This window comes from Streptococcus mitis, assembly GCF_901542415.1.
GTDB lineage: Bacteria > Bacillota > Bacilli > Lactobacillales > Streptococcaceae > Streptococcus > Streptococcus mitis_BL.
In genome coordinates, this window is record NZ_CABEHV010000004.1 from 1,658,664 (window position 1) to 1,677,657 (window position 18,994).

Sequence of the window (18,994 nt, forward strand, 5' to 3'; positions counted from 1 at the left end):
GATGGAATCATTGATTCAAATCTATTTGCCAAATGTCTATAAAATGGGCTGGGCTGGTCAGGCAGGCTGGGGAACAGCCATCTATCTAACCCTTTATATGACAGTTCTTTCCTTCATCATCGGAGGGTTCTTGGGGCTAGTGGCAGGTCTTTTCCTTGTCTTGACAGCGCCGGGTGGTGTTTTGGAAAATAAAGTTGTTTTTTGGATTTTGGATAAGATTACCTCTATTTTCCGTGCGGTACCATTTATCATTCTCTTGGCAGTCTTGTCACCCTTCTCTCATCTAATCGTAGGAACAAGTATTGGTCCAAATGCGGCTATTGTACCCCTATCTTTTGCAGTCTTTGCCTTCTTTGCCCGTCAAGTACAGGTGGTATTGGCTGAGCTAGATGGTGGTGTCATTGAGGCGGCTCAAGCTAGCGGAGCGACATTCTGGGATATCGTAGGTGTTTACCTATCAGAAGGCCTTCCAGATTTGATCCGTGTGACGACTGTAACCTTGATTTCACTAGTCGGTGAAACAGCTATGGCCGGTGCGGTTGGAGCTGGTGGTATCGGTAACGTAGCCATCGCTTATGGATTTAACCGCTACAATCACGATGTGACCATTTTGGCAACCATCATTATCATTTTGATTATCTTTACAATCCAATTCTTGGGAGACTTCTTGACCAAGAAATTGAGCCATAAATAAAAAGGGCTCCATAAGATCTATAGGGGATTTACCCACTACAAATATTATAGAGCCAAATAAAAAAGAGCCGTGTGGCTCTTTTTTAGTAATCAGATTTTCTGTGCAAATTTTTTACTCAAGGCTTGTCCAATCAAGGCACCCAATAGGGCTCCGATGACTACACTTGCAACAAATAGAAGGATGGTTCCAGGATTTGGCGCAACCATGATACGGTCGATATACTCTTGTGATTTTCCTCTTGCTAGAAGGGTTGCCATATAGGCTTTGGGAGCAATCCACATAAGTAAGATTGGACCAGTTGTGTTAAAGGCAAAGAGAATGAAAGAAAAGAAGTTCTTTGTTTGGTCCTTGTATTTTCCGAGGCTAGCTACTCCATCTGCTAGGAGACCACAGATAATTCCAGGAAGGAAGGCACCAGCACCGTGTTTAGTTCCCAAGAAAAAGAGGGCGATGACAAGGCCGATAGTGGTAATGGCTCCAAAGCGCGGAACTTTTGCGACCAGAATCATATAGACGCTACCGCCGACAAGGGCAGTAAAAGCAGGCGCATAAAACATGTTTCCAGTTTGGTCAAAGAGATTGCCCAAAAGGACACCAATCCCCATGCAGAGGAAGTAAAGAACTGCAAAAAGCAGTGTAGTTAAGATAGATTTCTTCATGAATTGTCTCCTGATCATTTTTTCATAATTCTCATTGTATCACGGTTTGATGGGATTGTAAATGGGCACTAGAATTTTTTGAAAACGCTTGAAATATGATATAATAGTTTCATAGTTATTTTTAGGAGGATATCATGGGGAGATTTTTAGACTTTGTCTTTAATCGTTTCTTTCTAGGGATGATTGCGACAGCCTTCTTTTGGTTATTAACCTTGGTGGGAGGGATTATCCTTGGTCTAGCGCCGGCTAGTGCCACCTTGATGAGCTTGTATGCAGAACATGGTTATAGCTTTCGGGAATACAGTTTGAAGGAGGCGTGGTCTCTCTATAAGCAAAATTTCGTCTCAAGCAACCTGATTTTCTATAGCTTTTTAGGGGTGGATCTAGTTTTGGTCTATGGCCTGTATCTCTTGGTGCAATTGCCTCATCAGACTATTATTCATTTGATTGCGACCTTTTTGAATGTCCTAGTAGTTGCCCTGATCTTTTTGGCTTATACAGTCTCTTTGAAATTACAAGTTTATTTTGATTTGTCCTATCGAAATAGTCTCAAACTATCCTTGATTGGCATCTTTATGAGCTTAGCGCCTGTGGCCAAGGTTCTCCTTGGGACAGTGCTACTTGTGGCAATTGGTTACTATATGCCTGCCCTACTTTTCTTTGTAGGAATTGGGATGTGGCATTTCTTTATCAGTGATATGTTGGAACCGGTCTATGAAAGTATCCATGAAAAATTGGCGACAAAATAGAATGAAGCAGTTTTGGCTACATACGCTTCTAAGAACCTACAGTTCAGTTATGATGATTATTATTGCGAGTTTTGCAATCTTACTCTCTTACGCTGACTGGGATTCACGGGAAAAGGAAGCTCAAAGAGTAGCCCAGCGTGTAACCACTCGAACAGTCGATGAGGTGGAGTATTATTATCGGGAATCAGCCCAACTGGCGCAAGATTTAGTAGCCAATCAAGAACGGATACAAGGGATTTATAAGTACTTTAGCTTGTCAACTTCTGAGTATTTTTATTGGCTATTGGAGCATCAAGCAGCTTCGTCAACTTCTATTTCTCTGTATGAAAACATTGATGATCTTTATGTCCAAAATGACTCTATAACGGGTGTTGCAATCGTCTTGCAGGATTTTAAAGAAGTTTATGTTTCAACAAGGGATAAAAGAAGTGGTCATATCTTGCCTGCTGAGGCCTTTAAACCAGAGGCCAATAGTTTTGGCATTCCAGTTCTGGACCCAGCAACGGATCAATCTATAGGAGTGATTTACATCTCCTTGGATCCAGAAGTCTTATATCATGCCATTGACAATACCCGAGGTCATATCCCGATGGCTGTGACTGTGACATCACCATTTGATACGGAGATTTTTCATATTGGTGAGAGGGTCAATAGGGAACATGAGAACTGGTTTGTCGGTTTTACCTCTCATGGATATCAGGTTCAGGTGGCAGTTCCTAAAAACTTTGTTTTACAAGGAACAGTGGCTAGCTCTGCTTTGATTGTGGGCTTGAGCCTTCTCTTTATTGTCATTCTCTATCTGACTTTGAGGAAGACTTTTGCTAATTATCAAAAGCAGGTAGTGGACCTGGTGGATTCCATCCAAGCTATTGCCAAAGGACAAGAAGGTCTTCGCATTGATACGCTTGAAAAGGATCAGGAATTGCTCCTAATCGCGGAGACGACCAATGATATGTTGGATCGCTTAGAAAAGAATATCCATGATATTTATCAGTTAGAGCTTAGTCAAAAAGATGCCAATATGCGGGCCTTGCAGGCGCAAATCAATCCTCATTTTATGTATAATACGCTGGAGTTCTTGCGCATGTATGCAGTTATGCAAAGTCAAGATGAGTTGGCAGATATCATTTATGAATTCAGTAGTCTCTTGCGTAACAATATTTCCGACGAAAGAGAGACCCTTCTCAAACAGGAATTAGAATTTTGTCGTAAATACAGCTATCTCTGCATGGTTCGCTATCCCAAGTCCATTGCCTATGGTTTCAAGATAGACCCAGAGCTAGAGAATATGAAAATTCCTAAGTTTACCTTGCAACCGCTGGTAGAAAACTATTTCGCGCATGGTGTTGACCATAGACGGACAGATAATGTGATTAGTATCAAGGCTCTTAAACAGGATGGTTTTGTGGAAATTTTAGTGGTCGATAATGGCCGTGGTATGTCGGCTGAAAAACTGGCAAATATCCGAGAAAAATTAAGGCAGAGACATTTTGAACACCAAGCCAGTTACAGTGATCAAAAGCAGTCTATCGGGATTGTCAATGTACATGAGCGTTTTGTGCTCTATTTTGGGGACCGCTATGCCATTACTATAGAGTCTGCGGAGCAAGCAGGTGTTCAGTATCGTATTACAATTCAAGATGAGTAGAAAGGGAGAAAATGTATAAAGTATTATTAGTAGATGATGAGTACATGGTGACAGAAGGTCTGAAACGTTTGATTCCCTTTGATAAGTGGGATATGGAGGTCGTCGCAACAGCCAGTCATGCCGATGAAGCCCTAGAATATGTTCAGGAAAATCCTGTCGATGTGGTCATTTCCGATGTCAATATGCCCGATAAAACAGGGCTTGATATGATTCGGGAGATGAAAGAAATCTTACCAGATGCAGCCTATATCCTACTCTCAGGTTATCAGGAGTTTGATTATGTAAAAAGAGCAATGAACCTTAGTGTGGTGGACTATTTGGTCAAGCCTGTTGATAAGGTAGAGTTGGGAAATCTGCTGGAGAAGATTGCAGGTCAGCTCGGCGAGAGAGAAAAGAAAAGTCAGACCCTCAGTCAAGATTTAGACGAGGCTGGATTTGTTAGTTATTTAGGGGATAAGGAGAATTGGTGGATAGGTCTATCCAAGGAAAAACAAGGCTCCTTCACCATTCCCTACTATGTCTTGGGTCAAGACTGGCAGATTTTCATTTCTGATCAACCCCTAGATGGTTTAGTCGTTACTCCCTTTGAAGCTCCTTATCAAGAACACTTTGAACGCTGGAAGCTGAATGCTGAGAAAGCCCTCTTTTACGGCTCTGTAAATCTACAACAGTCTGAGAGTCTCTTTACCTATTACGAACCGATTTATAGGGTTATCATTCAGGGAAATCTCAATCAAATCGTAGAAGAGTTAAATCTCTTGGAGAAGGTGGTTCTTGAAAATACGCCGCGTGTTCCGATTACCAAACAGCTTTTTATCCAGTTTGTCATGGATGTCTTCCACTTGTTTGAACACCTCAAAGCTGATGATATGACGGACATTGTCAAAACGATTCATGCTATTCAAACCTTCGATGAATTGGTTCCTTATATCAAGGAAACTCTGACCCGATTCTTTGGGCAATATCGAATGAATGAAAATGTGGTTAGTGTTCTGGAAGTTATTGGGCGTGATTATCAGAGAGAACTTTCTCTCAAGGATATTAGTAAGGATCTTTTTATCAATCCTGTCTATCTGGGGCAGTTGATTAAGCGAGAAACCAATTCGACCTTTGCAGAGCTTTTAAACAAACAACGCATTAAGGCTGCCCAACAGCTCTTGCTTTCAACTAGTGACAGTATTGAAGATATTTGTTATGCTGTTGGTTACAGTAATGTTGGATATTTCTATAAAGTGTTCCGAAAATTGTGCGGAAAATCGCCAAAAGCCTACCGAAAACAGGTAGAAACGACATTATAAAATTTGTATCCCTTTACAAAAAGTGCTATAATATCAATAATAATATCAGGAGGTTCTATTATGAAAAAGAAACCAATTTATCTATGGGTCTTGCTAATCTTGTCTGCTCTTATTTCAGCTATGTCTCTGTTTGGAATGTTGAGTCCCTTGCCTAGCAAAGAAGTCCTTCGTGCTAAACAGTCACATGTTGCAGGACTTAGTGCCCAGCAATTAGAAGACAACATCAATTACACCTATAGAGTAGCAGAATCATCTCATTCTATTTTTAATATGGCCTTGATTGTACTATCTGCTATTTTAGTTGTAGTAGCGATTGTCTTCCTTGTTCGTAAGAATTTGCAATATGCAAACTATACTTATGTCGGCTATGTTTTGCTAGCCATTATTGGTTCGATTTATGGCTATGTTAGTTTACAAGACGCTGTGCAGTTAGTTCACGATGAGACCATGCGTTTAGGGATAAGTGTTATTTCACAAGCCGTTAGCATTTTCTATATCGTCATCAATGTTCTTTTCTTAGCCCTTGTCTTCTATAAGATGTGGCGTCAACAGAAAGCCTTGGCTGAAGAAGAGGAAACAGAAGAACTTGCCTAAGTATTGACAAAAAATAACTATCAAGTTACAATCTTGGTAGTTCTTTTTCGATTAAAAATAAAATCATGGAGGAAAATATGAAGACAATTTCTTTAGTTTATATTAGTTTGAGTGGCAATACTGAGAGTTTTGTGACGCGCTTGAAAGACTATCTCTTGTCCCAGTACGAGGGAATTGAGGTCCAAAAGATTCATATCAAGGATTTGGTCAAGGAAGGCCAAGATTTCTATGAAATGGACCATCCCTATGTCGCTTTTTTACCGACCTACCTAGAAGGTGGGAATGGCGTGGATAACGGAGATGTCGAGATTTTGACAACACCAGTGGGGGATTTTATAGCCTATGGTGACAATGCTAGTAAGTGTTTTGGTGTGGTTGGTTCAGGAAATCGTAACTTTAATAACCAATACTGTCTGACAGCCAAGCAATACAGTCAACGCTTTGGTTTCCCTGTATTAGCCGATTTTGAAATGCGAGGTATGCTGGGAGATATCAAACGTGTCGCAGCGATTATCGCAGATTTGTATGAGTTGGAAAGGGAGAATTAATACTCAATGAAAATCAAAGAGCAAACTAGGAAGCTAGTCGCAGGTTGCTCAAAGCACAGCTTTGAGGTTGCAGATAGAGCTGACGTGGTTTGAAGAGATTTTCGAATAGTATAAAGTTCTTATAAGAGGTGGTTGAAGTTGTTCAACTGTTTTTTGAGTATAAACAGTCTTTGAGAACGTAAAAAAGCATAAGTTCAGGTCTTAAAAACCTTGTTCTTATGCTTTTTATCATAGAAATATTTACTGAATTTTCTCTTGAAATGAAACCTTATACTCAATGAAAATCAAAGAGCAAACTAGGAAACTAGCCGCAGGCTGTACTTGAGTACGGCAAGGCGACGTTGACGTGGTTTGAATTTGATTTACGAAGAGTATTATCTTCATCTCGCGCTTTGTCGATTATCCTGCTTTTCCGATTGCGAGTGCGTAGATAAAGAAGATGGCGAAGCCAAAGAGGAAAATCAATCCTGCAATGGCAAGGTGTTTGAGCCAAGAAGGAAGATTTTTGTTTTCACGCGTTACCAAGGCGTAATTTAAAAGAGCAAAGAAAGGTGTTGTCAGGAAAGAACCAATCATGGCAAAGCGGAGCATGGTTGAAACCTGACCAGCGAAGAATTTGATAATGATGATACCGACGATAGCAGTAATGGTCATCCAGATATTCAAAGATTTACGATTATCTTCTTTTTGACTGATTAGCAGTCGGAGAGATTCCTGATTGACACGAGAATAGCCATCGATAACAGTGATAACTGTTCCAAAGATACAGAGGAAGGCAATAAAGGTAATCAAGTAGCGGGACCATTCGCCAAGAACAGAGGCATACATGCCCACGAATTGAGAGATGTATTTGGCTGAAGCGGCTTCAACTGCCTGCCCTGTAGGATACTGAATCAGTGCTCCTAGTGCCACAAAGAAGACGGCTAGGATAGCTGTTCCAATATAACCAACGTTAAAGTCGAATAGAGCGTCCTCAGTGTTAAAGTTGATGGTCTTTTTCTTTTCAGCAGACCAAAGTGAATTGATAGCTGAAATTTCAATAGGAGCAGGCATCCATCCTAGGAGGGAGACGATGAAGGGTAGAGCTGCCATTTGCCAAGGTGTTTTCTCGACAAAATTAGAACTGTATTCTGGATGCTTGATTGCCGCGATGATAACTGCAAGAACAGTTGCAATGGTCAAAGCTGACATGATCCATTTTGCCATGCCGTCTAAGAGTTTGTAGCCTCCAAAGAGTAGCATAGCCCAAATGATGGCAACGAGAATGAGGGACCATTGAGTGATGCTAAGACCGATCATTGGAAAGGCGCTAGCGATGATAGCTGAGCACAGAATGGCGACACCAGCTGTGTTGACCATAGCAGAAAAGACATTTAGGATAAAGAAAATCCAGAGATAGAGTTTCCCTTTTTCGGCATAACCTTCAACCAAAGTCTTTCCAGTATCAGCTGTGTATTCAGCACCAAAACGGAAAAATGGATATTTAAAGACATTGGCTAAGATGACCAAGAGAAGTAGAGACCAACCGTAAGAACCACCAGCTTGAGTGGAAGATACAATGTGAGAACCGCCAACAGCGGCAGAAGCCATTAGGATTCCAGGTCCCATTGCTTTTAGTTTACTTGTCCAGGTTGATTGATTTAACGAAATAGCTTGCGACATGATAAGTACTCCTTTTTGAATTTTCAGAATAATCTGGATATGTAATCTATATTTTACAAAAAACTTTGGGAAAATGCAAGAATATTTTGAAAAAAGATAGAAAATTACAGAAAATTTACAAAGAAGATCTGAAAATAACCGCTATGATAGAAAGGTGCAGCAGGATAAAGAAAAACCGAGAAGTTTCTTTCTCGGATTTGCTTATTATGAGGTTCTTACTTTTTATGCTTCAAGAGTTGATTGATATGGTCTATTTTTTTTGATGCTCTTTTATAGGAAATAGTCCAAATGATGAGGTAGACAATTGAAAACTCGATAATGAGCTGGAGATAGAAGATCCAGTGGAAGGGGAACCAACCTGCTAGAGTTGCTAGTGGGATAAAGCCTACTAGCATGAGGAAGAAATGGGAAAGCGTCGCACGAAGCATGCTCCAGTCACGGCTGAATAAGCGGTTGCCAAAGTTGAAGAGCATACCGATGGCTGCCCAGATAAGAGTACAGTAGAGCAAGACCAAGGCACCGTGAACCTGATGTTGAGTCATCATTTGTCCGATAAGAGAGTCGGGACTTAACGGGGCGTAGGTACTTGGTGCATAAATGAGTGAAAAGATGATAGAGAGGATGAGGCCGATAAGAACACCGGTGGCTGCGTCGTGGAAGATTTGTTTTTTCATAGTTCTAATTTCTCCTTGATGGTTTTTAGGTAACGGCGTGAAGAGTAGGTGAAGCTTTCGTTTTTCAAGAAAATTTCTACTAGGCCGTTGGGGGTGAGCTTGAGATGAGAGATGGAATCGATATTGATGATTTCTGATTGGGAAATTTGGATAAAATTGGTTGGCAAGAGTTCAAGGACCTGATAGAGTCGTAAGTCAATGGTGTAGGTCTGACTTGCTGTTTCTGCTAGAACCTTCCGATTCTCGATATAGAAGCGTTGTATCTTACCAATCTTAACTAGATAGACCTGATTATCGATTTTCCCTTTAATTGTTTCTGTTCGGTCCAGATTTTCTGCGAACTCGATGACTTTCTGGATTTTATCTGTCGGCTGAGGTGCTTGAATAATCAGCTTTTCCTCTTCGTAAGTTTCACTAATCTGTAGTTCTACTTTCATAAATTTCTCTCCTTTTTAGTTATACAAGGTTGTGATCACTTCCTGTATATCTTTATTAAACACTATTTTACGACACCTGGCAAGGGACTTTGTCTATGTGGAAGGATTTGGCTCTTATGTGGTGGAGCTTTTCTGTCCTTTCTGAAATATGGTATAATAGCACTAATCAATTTCTAGGAAAACAGGTACAGAAAGGGGCTGAAAGATGTCTCATATTATTGAATTGCCAGAGGTTCTGGCAAACCAAATCGCGGCAGGAGAGGTTATCGAGCGTCCAGCTAGCGTTGTTAAGGAGCTGGTAGAAAACGCCATTGACGCGGGTTCTAGTCAGATTATCATTGAGATTGAGGAAGCTGGTCTCAAGAAGATTCAAATCACAGATAATGGTCATGGAATTGCCCACGATGAGGTGGAATTGGCCTTGCGTCGTCATGCGACCAGTAAGATAAAAAATCAAGCAGACCTCTTTCGGATTCGGACGCTTGGTTTTCGTGGTGAAGCCCTGCCTTCTATCGCATCCGTCAGCGTTTTAACTCTTTTGACAGCAGTTGAGGGAGCAAGTCATGGAACCAAGCTCGTCGCGCGTGGGGGAGAAGTTGAAGAAGTCGTTCTAGCGACTAGTCCTGTGGGAACCAAGGTTTGTGTGGAGGACCTCTTTTTCAACACGCCTGCCCGCCTCAAGTATATGAAGAGTCAGCAGGCGGAGTTGTCTCATATCATTGATATTGTTAACCGTCTGGGCTTGGCCCATCCTGAGATTTCTTTTAGTTTGGTTAGTGATGGTAAGGAAATGACGCGGACAGCAGGGACTGGCCAACTACGCCAAGCTATTGCAGGGATTTACGGTTTAGTCAGTGCCAAGAAGATGATTGAAATTGAGAATTCTGATCTAGATTTCGAGATTTCAGGCTTTGTTTCCCTGCCTGAGTTAACTAGAGCCAACCGAAACTATATCAGCCTCTTCATCAATGGCCGTTATATCAAGAACTTTCTACTCAATCGTGCTATTTTGGATGGTTACGGAAGCAAGCTTATGGTGGGCCGTTTTCCACTGGCTGTCATTCACATCCATATCGACCCTTATCTAGCGGATGTCAATGTGCATCCGACCAAGCAAGAAGTGCGGATTTCCAAGGAAAAAGAACTGATGGGGTTGGTCTCAGAAGCTATTGCAAATAGTCTCAAGGCACAAACCTTGATTCCAGATGCCTTGGAAAATCTTGCCAAATCTACCGTGCGTAATCGTCAAAAGGTAGAGCAAACCATTCTCCCACTTAAAGAAAATACTCTCTACTATGAGCGAACTGAGCCGACAAGACCTAGCCAAGCTGAGGTGGCTGATTATCAGGTAGAATTAACTGAGGAAGGGCAGGACTTAACTTTGTTTGCCAAGGAAACCTTGGACCAATTGACCAAGCCAGCAAAACTGCATTTTGCAGAGAGAAAGCCAGCTAGCTATGACCAGCTAGACCATCCAGAGCTAGATTTAGCCAGTCTGGATAAGGCTTATGACAAGCTAGAACGAGAAGAATCATCAAGCTTCCCAGAGTTGGAATTTTTCGGACAAATGCATGGAACTTATCTCTTTGCTCAAGGGCGAGATGGACTCTACATCATAGACCAACATGCGGCTCAGGAACGGGTTAAATATGAGGAATACCGTGAAAGCATTGGCAATGTTGACCAGAGCCAACAGCAACTCCTAGTGCCCTATATCTTTGAATTTCCAGCAGATGATGCTCTGCGTCTCAAGGAAAGAATGGCACTTTTGGAGGAAGTGGGCGTCTTTCTAGCAGAGTACGGGGAAAATCAATTTATCCTACGTGAACATCCTATTTGGATGGCAGAAGAAGAGATTGAATCAGGCATCTATGAGATGTGCGACATGCTCCTTTTGACCAAGGAAGTTTCTATCAAGAAATACCGAGCAGAGTTGGCTATTATGATGTCCTGCAAACGGTCTATCAAGGCCAACCATCGTATTGACGACCATTCGGCCAGACAGCTGCTTTATCAACTTTCTCAATGTGACAATCCCTATAACTGTCCCCACGGACGTCCTGTTTTAGTGCATTTTACCAAGTCGGATATGGAAAAGATGTTCCGACGCATTCAGGAAAATCATACCAGTCTCCGTGAGTTGGGGAAATATTAAACTAAAAGGAAAACTATGTACGAATATTTAAAAGGAATCATTACTAAAATCACTGCTAAATACATTGTTCTTGAAGTCAACGGTATCGGCTATATCCTGCATGTGGCTAACCCCTACGCCTACTCAGGACAAGTCAACCAAGAAGCTCAAATTTATGTGCATCAGGTCGTGCGTGAGGATGCTCAGCTGCTTTATGGATTTCGTTCAGAGGACGAGAAGAAACTCTTTCTCAGTCTGATTTCGGTTTCTGGGATTGGTCCTGTATCAGCTCTGGCTATTATCGCTGCTGATGATAATGCTGGCCTGGTTCAAGCCATCGAAACCAAGAACATTACCTACTTGACCAAGTTCCCTAAAATTGGTAAGAAAACAGCCCAGCAGATGGTGCTGGACTTGGAAGGCAAGGTAGTAGTTGCTGGAGATGACCTTCCTGCTAAGGTCGCAGTGCAAGCAAGCGCTGAAAACCAAGAACTGGAAGAAGCTATGGAAGCCATGTTGGCACTGGGCTATAAGGCAACTGAGCTCAAGAAAATCAAGAAATTCTTTGAAGGAACGACAGATACAGCTGAGAACTATATCAAGTCGGCCCTTAAAATGTTGGTCAAATAGGAGCAGAGCATGACAAAACGTTGTTCGTGGGTCAAGATGACCAATCCGCTCTATATCGCCTATCATGATGAGGAGTGGGGCCAGCCCCTCCATGATGACCAAGCATTGTTTGAGTTGTTGTGTATGGAAACCTATCAAGCGGGCCTGTCTTGGGAAACGGTACTTAACAAACGCCAAGCTTTCCGAGAAGCCTTTCATGGCTATCAAATTCAAGCGGTCGCAGAGATGACCGACACCGAATTGGAAAACTTGCTGGATAATCCAGCCATCATCCGAAATAGAGCCAAGATTTTTGCTACACGCGCTAACGCCCAAGCCTTTCTACGACTACAGGCAGAGTACGGCTCTTTTGATGCCTATCTTTGGTCTTTTGTTGAGGGGAAAACGATCGTTAACGATGTTCCCGATTACCGCCAAGCCCCAGCTAAAACACCTCTGTCTGAGAAGTTAGCCAAAGATCTCAAAAAACGAGGCTTCAAGTTCACAGGCCCAGTCGCCGTCTTGTCTTTTCTACAGGCTGCAGGGCTAGTTGATGACCATGAGAATGATTGTGAGTGGAAAAGCGGTCGTTAGTATGTACAGGTAACTAGCATATCTGAGAATATAGAAAAAAGCTGAGAAATTTTTCCCAGCTTTTTATATATACTATTAGATTTGTTAGAGTGAAGTCAAAAAAGTGATTCCACCTAAAATAACACCAGCTGAATTTGGAATGATTAGTATCCAATCCTTCTTAGGTTCCTTTGTCCATCCATAAATAACCCAGATTAAGCAAGATATAGCAGCTGATAAAGGTTGAAATGGTTGAGCTTTATTTCCCTGTAAATTAGCGATAATTTGAGGTATGTAGGCAATAAATACTATGATTCCAATAAAGGCACCAATAGAACCTACGATTCGATTAATTTTTTGTTTTGTCATATACACCTCCTTCAAAAGGATATCATAGAAATTAGCGAAATGCAATAAATTCAGATACAAATTGTAACGAAAACGAATACAAAAGCACAAAAATAGATACACTATTTATTTTTTGTTATAGTCAAAGCGAATGACTTGCTCCTGTGCATCTACATAGGCATGGACTCCGAAGGGGACAATTGCTCTCGGAGTTGCGTGGCCGACATTCAGATTATAGACAATTGGAATATTGCTGTCAATGATATCCAATAGTGCCTCTTTATAGTCGTCATAGAAAGTTTCATCCATAGGTTTCCCGACCAAGAGTCCGCTGATGACCTTGAATATACCAGTGTTCTTTAAAGTTTGTAACATCTTTTTGAAGTCTTCCGGCTCAGGCTTTTCTTCGCTTGTCTCTAGCAAGAGGATCTTTCCTTCCCAGTCTGACAAGTCAGGGAAAAGTTTGTATTCTTGGCAGAGCTCCGTGCTATCTGCGTATCGAGAGTTGTCAAAGATATCGTAGAGGGATTCGAGGCAACCACCGAGGATTTTCCCCTCGAACTGGGCAGTTCCTTGTAACAACTCAAAACCAGTATTTGTATGACTGACACGAGGTGTCCCCAGAGCTTTGGGACTAAAATCAGTTCGTTCCTCATACCAAACATTGCTAGGGCGAATTTCTGAGATTCTTCCTGTCTCAATCAATTCTTTAAAGTAGTGAAGGCTATAGGCTAGCATTTCTTTGTCCAATTCACAAATGTCTGCTAAAAAGGATTGACCATAAAAAGTTTTAACACCTAGTTTATGCAACATGAGATGGTTCATGGTTGTATCTGAGAAGCCAAGAAATATTTTTTGGTTGATAACCTTTTGTAGTTGGTCATTTTCAAAAAGATAAGGTAGTAAGCGATAGGTATCGTCTCCACCGATGGCGCATAGGATCATGTCGATGCTATCATCAGAAAAGGCATGAATCAAATCCTCTGCACGAGCTTCAGGATGGTCCTTGATAAAGTCTAATCCTTTTAGCGAATGAGGCAAAAAGGTAGGATTGAGTCCCAGGTTCTTGAGACGTTGGACACCCAAGTCCACTTCGTGTTTGACAAAGTCCTCTCCGATAATGCCACTAGATAAACTAACAACACCAATAGTAGAAACCATATTTCTTCCTCCTAGAAATTGATTGAGCCTATTTTATCATAAAAGATGGGAGAAAACTATAGGGAAAAGGGTAGAGGGAAGCTTGTAGGCAAGCAAGTGAAAAAGCAACCGCTGGTGCAGTTGCTTTTCGTTTTCTAATCAGTAATCTCGCTAGATATGAGTTACTTGGTCAACTCTTGATTATAGGAGAGAGCCAAATCAATCCAGTAAGGCAATTCTTTTTGGCCTTCTATATCTAAGTCTATATACCCATGATAAAGGCGCCCCCTCATCAATGTAGTATGAGCTCCTGTTCGGGGTAGAACTTGCTTCTCCATTTCCTTGCCAATTCTGACCATAACCAGTTCATCCTTTCTGGAACTGACAGTAAGGACCATTTTACCACGAATCATAAAGGCCAGGCCACCAAACAGCTTCTTTTCTTCTAGCTCTTCTTCGAAAATTTGGGGAGGAAGTTTGAGCGCTAGAATTTTTCGAATCTGCTGAGCTAAAGATTGACTATATGCCATAGCTCTTTCCTTTTCTTAGTAACGTGTTGGTCCTGCACTTGCGCTACGGATATTCAAGCGTTTCTTGAGATAGAAGCGAAGGGCTAGGAGGGCTGCTCCGATAATAGCCAGTGGCAATGGAGCAAGTACTGGGTTAAGGCTAGCTGGTAGGAAGCTTGTTGCAAAGAAGACAAGCAACCAAAGGAACATAGAAGCTAGGATAACCAGTACAGATTTCCAGAAAGGTGGACGTTGACTGCGGTCCATATCTGGTCCATAGTATTGGTAAACAAAGTAGTACATCAAGTAGAAGGCAAATCCACCAACAAGTCCAACTAATAGGAGGGTAATCAAACCGTAACCGATAGCTTGATCTGCTGAGAAGAAGGTTGTGAGGGCGCTGACGAGAGCAAAGAGGCTAGTGATGAAAAGGGCTGAATCCATAATCATGAGTTTTGGATCATCATTTTCTTTTGGATGCTCTTTTTCATATTGTTCCTTGACAGTGAAACTATGAGCCCAATGAGTTGGCGCGCCATAGAGAGAACGAGCAGTCGTACCCTTGGCTTGCTCTTCAAGGATTTGGGGAATGACTTCCTCAAAAATAGTCTTGATTTCAGCGTCTGTTTTCCCATCTTTGATGAATTGTTGGGTAGCGATGTGGACAAACTCTTGGTTTTTCTTTGTTAATTTTTGTAGATCAATCTGAGACATAGGAATTCCTCTTAGAACCATTTTTTATGGATGAGATAGAGAGTGAGCGAGACACTCATAGCAAAGGCGATAAAGACGATTAACCAGAAGGCATTTGGCTCACCGTTTAGGGGGATTTCATTATCCTTAAAGTTCATCCCGTAGGCAGAAAAGACCATGGTTGGGATGGACATGACGATGGTCACAAGGGCCAAGGTTTTCATGATGTTGTTCTGGTTGTTAGAAATGATAGAGGCGAAGGTTTCTGTCATAGAATGCAAGACGTTTCCATAAATGTCTGCCATCTCGATGGCCTGTTGGGTTTCAATCAGGGTATCTTCAAGCAGGTCTTCGTCCTCAAGGTATTTCTTGATATTGCTGGTTGAGCTGGTCAATTTCTTAATCACACGCTCATTTGTTTTGAGGGAGGCCTTGAAATAGACGATGGTTTTTTCCAATTCCATGAGCTCAATCAATTCTTCATTACGAGTTGATTGATGCAGTTGACTTTCAATTTGTTCACTCTTACGATCAATCGAACGAAGGGCTGTTAGGTAAAGCTCAGCATTGCGATAGAGAATCTGGAAGATAAAACGCGAACGCATGAAAGTATAGAAATTACGCAATCGACGGTTGATAAAGACATCGAGGACTGGTAGTGGTTCCAAACACGTAGTGATAATGGTTTCCTCGGTGATGATAATACCAAGAGGGATGGTGACGTAGTAGGTGCGGTTATTTCTTTCTTCTGTAACTGGCACGTCTACGATAATCAGGGTGTACTCGTCTTCAATGGTAATACGAGACATTTCTTCCGCATCGAGCGGTGCTCGAAGGTCCGCAATATCAATATCGAAGGCGTTAGCGATTTCCAGTGATTCATTTTGAGTCGGATTAACGAGATTGATCCAAGTACCCGGTTCAAGCGTATCGATCTCTTTAAATTCAGTTGTTGTAGAGAGAAAAACTTGTTTCATATCCCTTATCCTTTCTCATTTTTCAGATTTTTTCACACCGTACTATTATACTACAAAATCGGCCTTTTTCAAAATAAATCTAACAAAAATCCTGTTGCTATTGGATTTTGCTAATTTCTCAAAGTAACTTCCACTTGCCCAACCAAAGTGGAAATTAGTCTAAAACGGATTTTTATGGTGGAATTAAGTGTGAGACGTTTGAGTTAGAAATGAGGTCTACTATGACAAAACATAAACACCTTACCCTTTCAGACCGTAATGATATCCAATTAGGCTTAGAGCGCGGTGAAACCTTCAAAGCTATCGGACAATCCATTCTAAAAGACCCAACTACTGTTTCCAAAGAAGTCAAACGAAACAGACAAGTCCGAGAGTCTACATGCGATAACCTTCCTTGCCCTTTACTCGATAAGGCTCCCTTTGTCTGTAATGGATGCCCTAAAAGAAGACAAAATTGTGGATTTAAAAAAATCTTCTACCTTGCTAAACAAGCTCAAAAACAGTACGAACAAACTCTTGTCGAAGCTCGTGAAGGAACTCCCCTTAATTCCAAGGCCTTCTGGGACATGGACAAAGTCATTTCTGATGGTGTTAAAAAGGGACAACACATCTATCATATCCTCAAAACTCATAACCTTGATGTCAGTTCCTCAACCGTCTATCGACACATCCGAAAAGGATACCTATCTATCGCTCATATTGACCTAGCCAGAGCCGTTAAATTCAAAGAAAGACGGAAAAGGAAACTACCTTCCATCCCTAAAGAAGCTAAAAAAGGCCGTTCCTATGAGGATTTCCAAAACTATTTAGTCCTTAATCAACTAGACTCTTGGCTGGAAATGGACACAGTTCTGGGGAGGATGGGAGGTAAAGTCCTACTTACCTTCAACCTGTCTTTCTGTAACTTTATCTTCGCTAGGCTTCTGGATAATAAAACTGCCCTTGAGGTTACCAAACACCTCTATACCATCAAGAACACTCTTCATGAAGCTGATAAAGATTTCTTCCAACTCTTTCCTGTCATTCTTACCGATAATGGTGGAGAGTTTGCCAGGGTTGATGATATCGAAATGGATGTGCGAGGAGAGAGTAAACTCTTCTTTTGTGACCCTAATCGCTCTGACCAGAAAGGGAGAATTGAGAAAAACCACACACTGATTCGAGACATTCTACCTAAGGGAACTGCTTTTGACAACTTAACTCAAGAGGACATCAATCTCGTCTGCTCTCATGTCAACAGTGTCAAACGTGCTGCTTTGAATGGAAAGTCAGCCTATGAGCTCTTTGCCTTTACCTATGGAGAAGAGATTCCTAAGCTTCTAGGTATTTCTAAAATACCTGCAGAAGACGTCTGTCAGTCTTCGAAATTACTCCAACATAAGTTCTAAAAACTAACCTTTAACCGCATTCAAACGTCTCACACTAACTTCCACCATAGCGGAACTTAATCTGAAACGCTTTCAGATGAGGGGATTTTGTGCGCTCTTTTTTTCGATTCCTTTTGGTTACAAAAGCGATGAAATCAAGCATTAGTAAAACCAGTGGAACTTACCCTGACACGGATTTCCACTGGTTTTTAGGATTTTTATCAGACTAACTTCCACTTCTACTAGCGGTGGAACTTAGTTTGCGAATTTACCGCTATTGGATTTTTACTTTGTCTTGAAATGTTGATTTTTAAATTTGCTCCCCTTTTTGCTCCCCCTATAGTGCTTTTAGTGCAGTTTCGTAGAATGATACTGCTTTTTTTGCGTTCTCTTTTGAGAGGTGGCTATATATATCCATGGTCATTGATAAAGTGGAATGACCTAGGCGGTACTGGAGTTCTTTGTATGGTATTCCAGAGTTAAGCAAGAGACTAGCGTGAGTGTGACGGAATCCGTGAAATCCAATGTTAGGAACATCAGCACGCTTAAAATGTGTTTGCAATCTTCTTTTAAGTCTTGAACTGCTAGGATACTCATGAATGAAATCAGAAAATACCACGCTTTCACGTTGCCCTATCTTCCAGGCCTCTTTAGTTTGGCGTAGTTTGTACTGTTTTAGCATGCTAACAGTAGCTTGATCTATATCTATATCCCGATAACTAGCCTTAGATTTTGGGCTATTGATTTCTAAATCCCGATTTAGTGTTTTGGTAATATGCACAACGGCATTATCTAAGTCAATATCAGACCAGCTAAGTGCTAGAGCCTCATTGATACGGCAACCAGTAGCCAATAGGAACTTATAGAGTGTCGTCTCATAGTAATAACGGTATCTATGAGTATCTAAATTATCGAGATAACCAAGAAATTTTTTTAGTTCTTGATTTTCAAAGTGCTTTACTTTTTTCCGCTTTGCTTTCTGAGTGTTACGAGGTAAAACCACATCACGCGCAGGATTGGACGGTATAGCTTGCATGGTTACGCCATACTGTAAGATACGTTTGTTTAAAGCGTGTATCTTGTCATAATGTAGAAAAGCCCCTTTTTCCCCTCTATTAGTCTTGTCAGCAAGTTTGTTGATAATGGACTGGATAAGTGGAGTAGTGAGCTTATCGAGCTTGTAAGCCCCAAAAATAGGCAATATATGATTATCAATTAACTTTCTAACATTGCCTTGAGTGTTTGGCTTAACCGTATTATTATAACTTTCTAACCAGAGATTGGCTAATTCTTGATAGTTTTTTATGGTGCTAGCCTTTTGTCTAGTAGATCCTGCTTTCTGAAAAGCAATTTTTTCTTGAGTAGCTTTCTGCTTAACTTCTTTTTGTGTCCGCCCCGTTACCTTAGTTTTAACTTTCTTTCCTGTAACCTGGTCAACTCCTAGATATACATTAGCACGATAGACTTTACTACCGTCTTTTTTTATAACTTCAGTTATTTTCATGATGATAAACCTTTCTAAAATACATCAGCAGGCAAGCTATTATCAAAAAGGTTTTATATCATGCTAGGGCTTCACAGTTTGCCCTGTATTCGATTTTAAATACTCAGACGGTAAATAATACCAGAGTAGGAAACAAGGCGGATATGGGGTTAATATGAGCTTGTTTATAGTAAAGTA

At 41.2% G+C, this 18,994-nt stretch carries 20 protein-coding genes; 10 read left to right on the forward strand and 10 right to left on the reverse strand.

The annotated features are described in order from the left end of the window. Nucleotide 1 precedes the first annotated feature (1 nt). Nucleotides 2-694, forward strand: coding sequence for a methionine ABC transporter permease (locus tag FQT24_RS08590; protein ID WP_143952746.1), 693 nt, complete (start codon nt 2-4; stop codon nt 692-694). An 89-nt stretch (nt 695-783) separates the two neighbouring features. Here FQT24_RS08590 and FQT24_RS08595 read toward each other — a convergent pair whose 3' ends face one another. Then, nucleotides 784-1,353, reverse strand: a complete 570-nt coding sequence (locus FQT24_RS08595; protein ID WP_143952747.1) for an MptD family putative ECF transporter S component — start codon at nt 1,351-1,353, stop codon at nt 784-786. Between the two features lie 134 nt (nt 1,354-1,487). Between FQT24_RS08595 and FQT24_RS08600 the strand changes: the two genes are divergently transcribed. The 5 genes from FQT24_RS08600 to nrdI all read left to right on the forward strand — a co-directional run bounded on the left by FQT24_RS08600 (nt 1,488) and on the right by nrdI (nt 6,190). After that, entirely contained in the window at nt 1,488-2,102 is a 615-nt protein-coding gene (locus tag FQT24_RS08600; protein ID WP_143952748.1) for a YesL family protein, read from the forward strand. Further along, the gene (locus FQT24_RS08605) at nt 2,080-3,750 is read left to right on the forward strand and encodes a sensor histidine kinase (RefSeq protein WP_313769920.1); all 1,671 of its coding nucleotides are present in this window, start codon (nt 2,080-2,082) and stop codon (nt 3,748-3,750) included. Before FQT24_RS08600 ends, FQT24_RS08605 begins: the two co-directional genes overlap by 23 nt. A gap of 11 nt (nt 3,751-3,761) precedes the next feature. Next, nucleotides 3,762-5,048 carry a response regulator transcription factor gene (locus FQT24_RS08610; RefSeq protein ID WP_143952750.1) on the forward strand — a complete coding sequence of 429 codons (1,287 nt, stop codon included), beginning with the start codon at nt 3,762-3,764 and terminating at the stop codon, nt 5,046-5,048. 60 nt (nt 5,049-5,108) lie between these two features. Beyond that, on the forward strand, nt 5,109-5,642 hold the full coding sequence (locus tag FQT24_RS08615) for an ABC transporter permease (protein WP_000729020.1): 534 nt from the start codon (nt 5,109-5,111) through the stop codon (nt 5,640-5,642). Nucleotides 5,643-5,719: 77 nt separating this feature from the next. Beyond that, complete coding sequence (gene nrdI / locus FQT24_RS08620; RefSeq protein ID WP_143952751.1) at nt 5,720-6,190, forward strand: class Ib ribonucleoside-diphosphate reductase assembly flavoprotein NrdI; 471 nt, start codon at nt 5,720-5,722, stop codon at nt 6,188-6,190. Nucleotides 6,191-6,589: 399 nt separating this feature from the next. Here nrdI and FQT24_RS08635 read toward each other — a convergent pair whose 3' ends face one another. The 3 genes from FQT24_RS08635 to FQT24_RS08645 form a co-directional block, all read right to left on the reverse strand. Continuing rightward, entirely contained in the window at nt 6,590-7,852 is a 1,263-nt protein-coding gene (locus tag FQT24_RS08635) for an NRAMP family divalent metal transporter (RefSeq protein ID WP_143952752.1), read from the reverse strand. Nucleotides 7,853-8,067: 215 nt separating this feature from the next. Next, complete coding sequence (locus FQT24_RS08640) at nt 8,068-8,526, reverse strand: DUF3021 domain-containing protein (protein WP_143952753.1); 459 nt, start codon at nt 8,524-8,526, stop codon at nt 8,068-8,070. Next, entirely contained in the window at nt 8,523-8,963 is a 441-nt protein-coding gene (locus FQT24_RS08645; RefSeq protein WP_143952754.1) for a LytTR family DNA-binding domain-containing protein, read from the reverse strand. The genes FQT24_RS08640 and FQT24_RS08645 overlap by 4 nt, the downstream gene beginning before the upstream one ends. 205 nt (nt 8,964-9,168) lie before the next feature. Here FQT24_RS08645 and mutL point away from each other — a divergent pair, with 205 nt between their 5' ends. Genes mutL through FQT24_RS08665 form a run of 3 tightly spaced genes read left to right on the forward strand, consistent with a single transcriptional unit; the run spans nt 9,169 to nt 12,300 of the window. Continuing rightward, nucleotides 9,169-11,118, forward strand: a complete 1,950-nt coding sequence (gene mutL / locus FQT24_RS08655; RefSeq protein WP_143952755.1) for a DNA mismatch repair endonuclease MutL — start codon at nt 9,169-9,171, stop codon at nt 11,116-11,118. A gap of 15 nt (nt 11,119-11,133) precedes the next feature. Next, entirely contained in the window at nt 11,134-11,727 is a 594-nt protein-coding gene (gene ruvA, locus FQT24_RS08660; protein WP_084862868.1) for a Holliday junction branch migration protein RuvA, read from the forward strand. A gap of 9 nt (nt 11,728-11,736) precedes the next feature. Then, complete coding sequence (locus FQT24_RS08665) at nt 11,737-12,300, forward strand: DNA-3-methyladenine glycosylase I (protein WP_049487389.1); 564 nt, start codon at nt 11,737-11,739, stop codon at nt 12,298-12,300. 84 nt (nt 12,301-12,384) lie between these two features. Here the strand turns inward: FQT24_RS08665 and FQT24_RS08670 are convergent, their stop codons facing one another. From FQT24_RS08670 to FQT24_RS08690, 5 genes are all read right to left on the reverse strand, one after another. After that, nucleotides 12,385-12,648, reverse strand: coding sequence for a SemiSWEET family transporter (locus FQT24_RS08670; protein ID WP_000166114.1), 264 nt, complete (start codon nt 12,646-12,648; stop codon nt 12,385-12,387). A gap of 105 nt (nt 12,649-12,753) precedes the next feature. Then, entirely contained in the window at nt 12,754-13,788 is a 1,035-nt protein-coding gene (locus FQT24_RS08675; RefSeq protein WP_049487390.1) for a S66 family peptidase, read from the reverse strand. 161 nt (nt 13,789-13,949) lie between these two features. Next, the gene (locus FQT24_RS08680) at nt 13,950-14,297 is read right to left on the reverse strand and encodes a hypothetical protein (protein WP_000331824.1); all 348 of its coding nucleotides are present in this window, start codon (nt 14,295-14,297) and stop codon (nt 13,950-13,952) included. Nucleotides 14,298-14,312: 15 nt separating this feature from the next. Next, on the reverse strand, nt 14,313-14,990 hold the full coding sequence (locus tag FQT24_RS08685; RefSeq protein ID WP_000078018.1) for a DUF1129 domain-containing protein: 678 nt from the start codon (nt 14,988-14,990) through the stop codon (nt 14,313-14,315). An 11-nt stretch (nt 14,991-15,001) separates the two neighbouring features. Further along, entirely contained in the window at nt 15,002-15,946 is a 945-nt protein-coding gene (locus tag FQT24_RS08690; RefSeq protein ID WP_000815623.1) for a magnesium transporter CorA family protein, read from the reverse strand. A 221-nt stretch (nt 15,947-16,167) separates the two neighbouring features. Here FQT24_RS08690 and FQT24_RS08695 point away from each other — a divergent pair, with 221 nt between their 5' ends. After that, nucleotides 16,168-17,334, forward strand: a complete 1,167-nt coding sequence (locus FQT24_RS08695) for an IS30 family transposase (RefSeq protein ID WP_143951979.1) — start codon at nt 16,168-16,170, stop codon at nt 17,332-17,334. A gap of 316 nt (nt 17,335-17,650) precedes the next feature. Here FQT24_RS08695 and FQT24_RS08700 read toward each other — a convergent pair whose 3' ends face one another. Next, a complete protein-coding gene (locus FQT24_RS08700; protein ID WP_143952756.1) occupies nt 17,651-18,817 on the reverse strand; it encodes a tyrosine-type recombinase/integrase in 1,167 nt (388 codons plus the stop codon). Between the last annotated feature and the right edge of the window lie 177 nt (nt 18,818-18,994).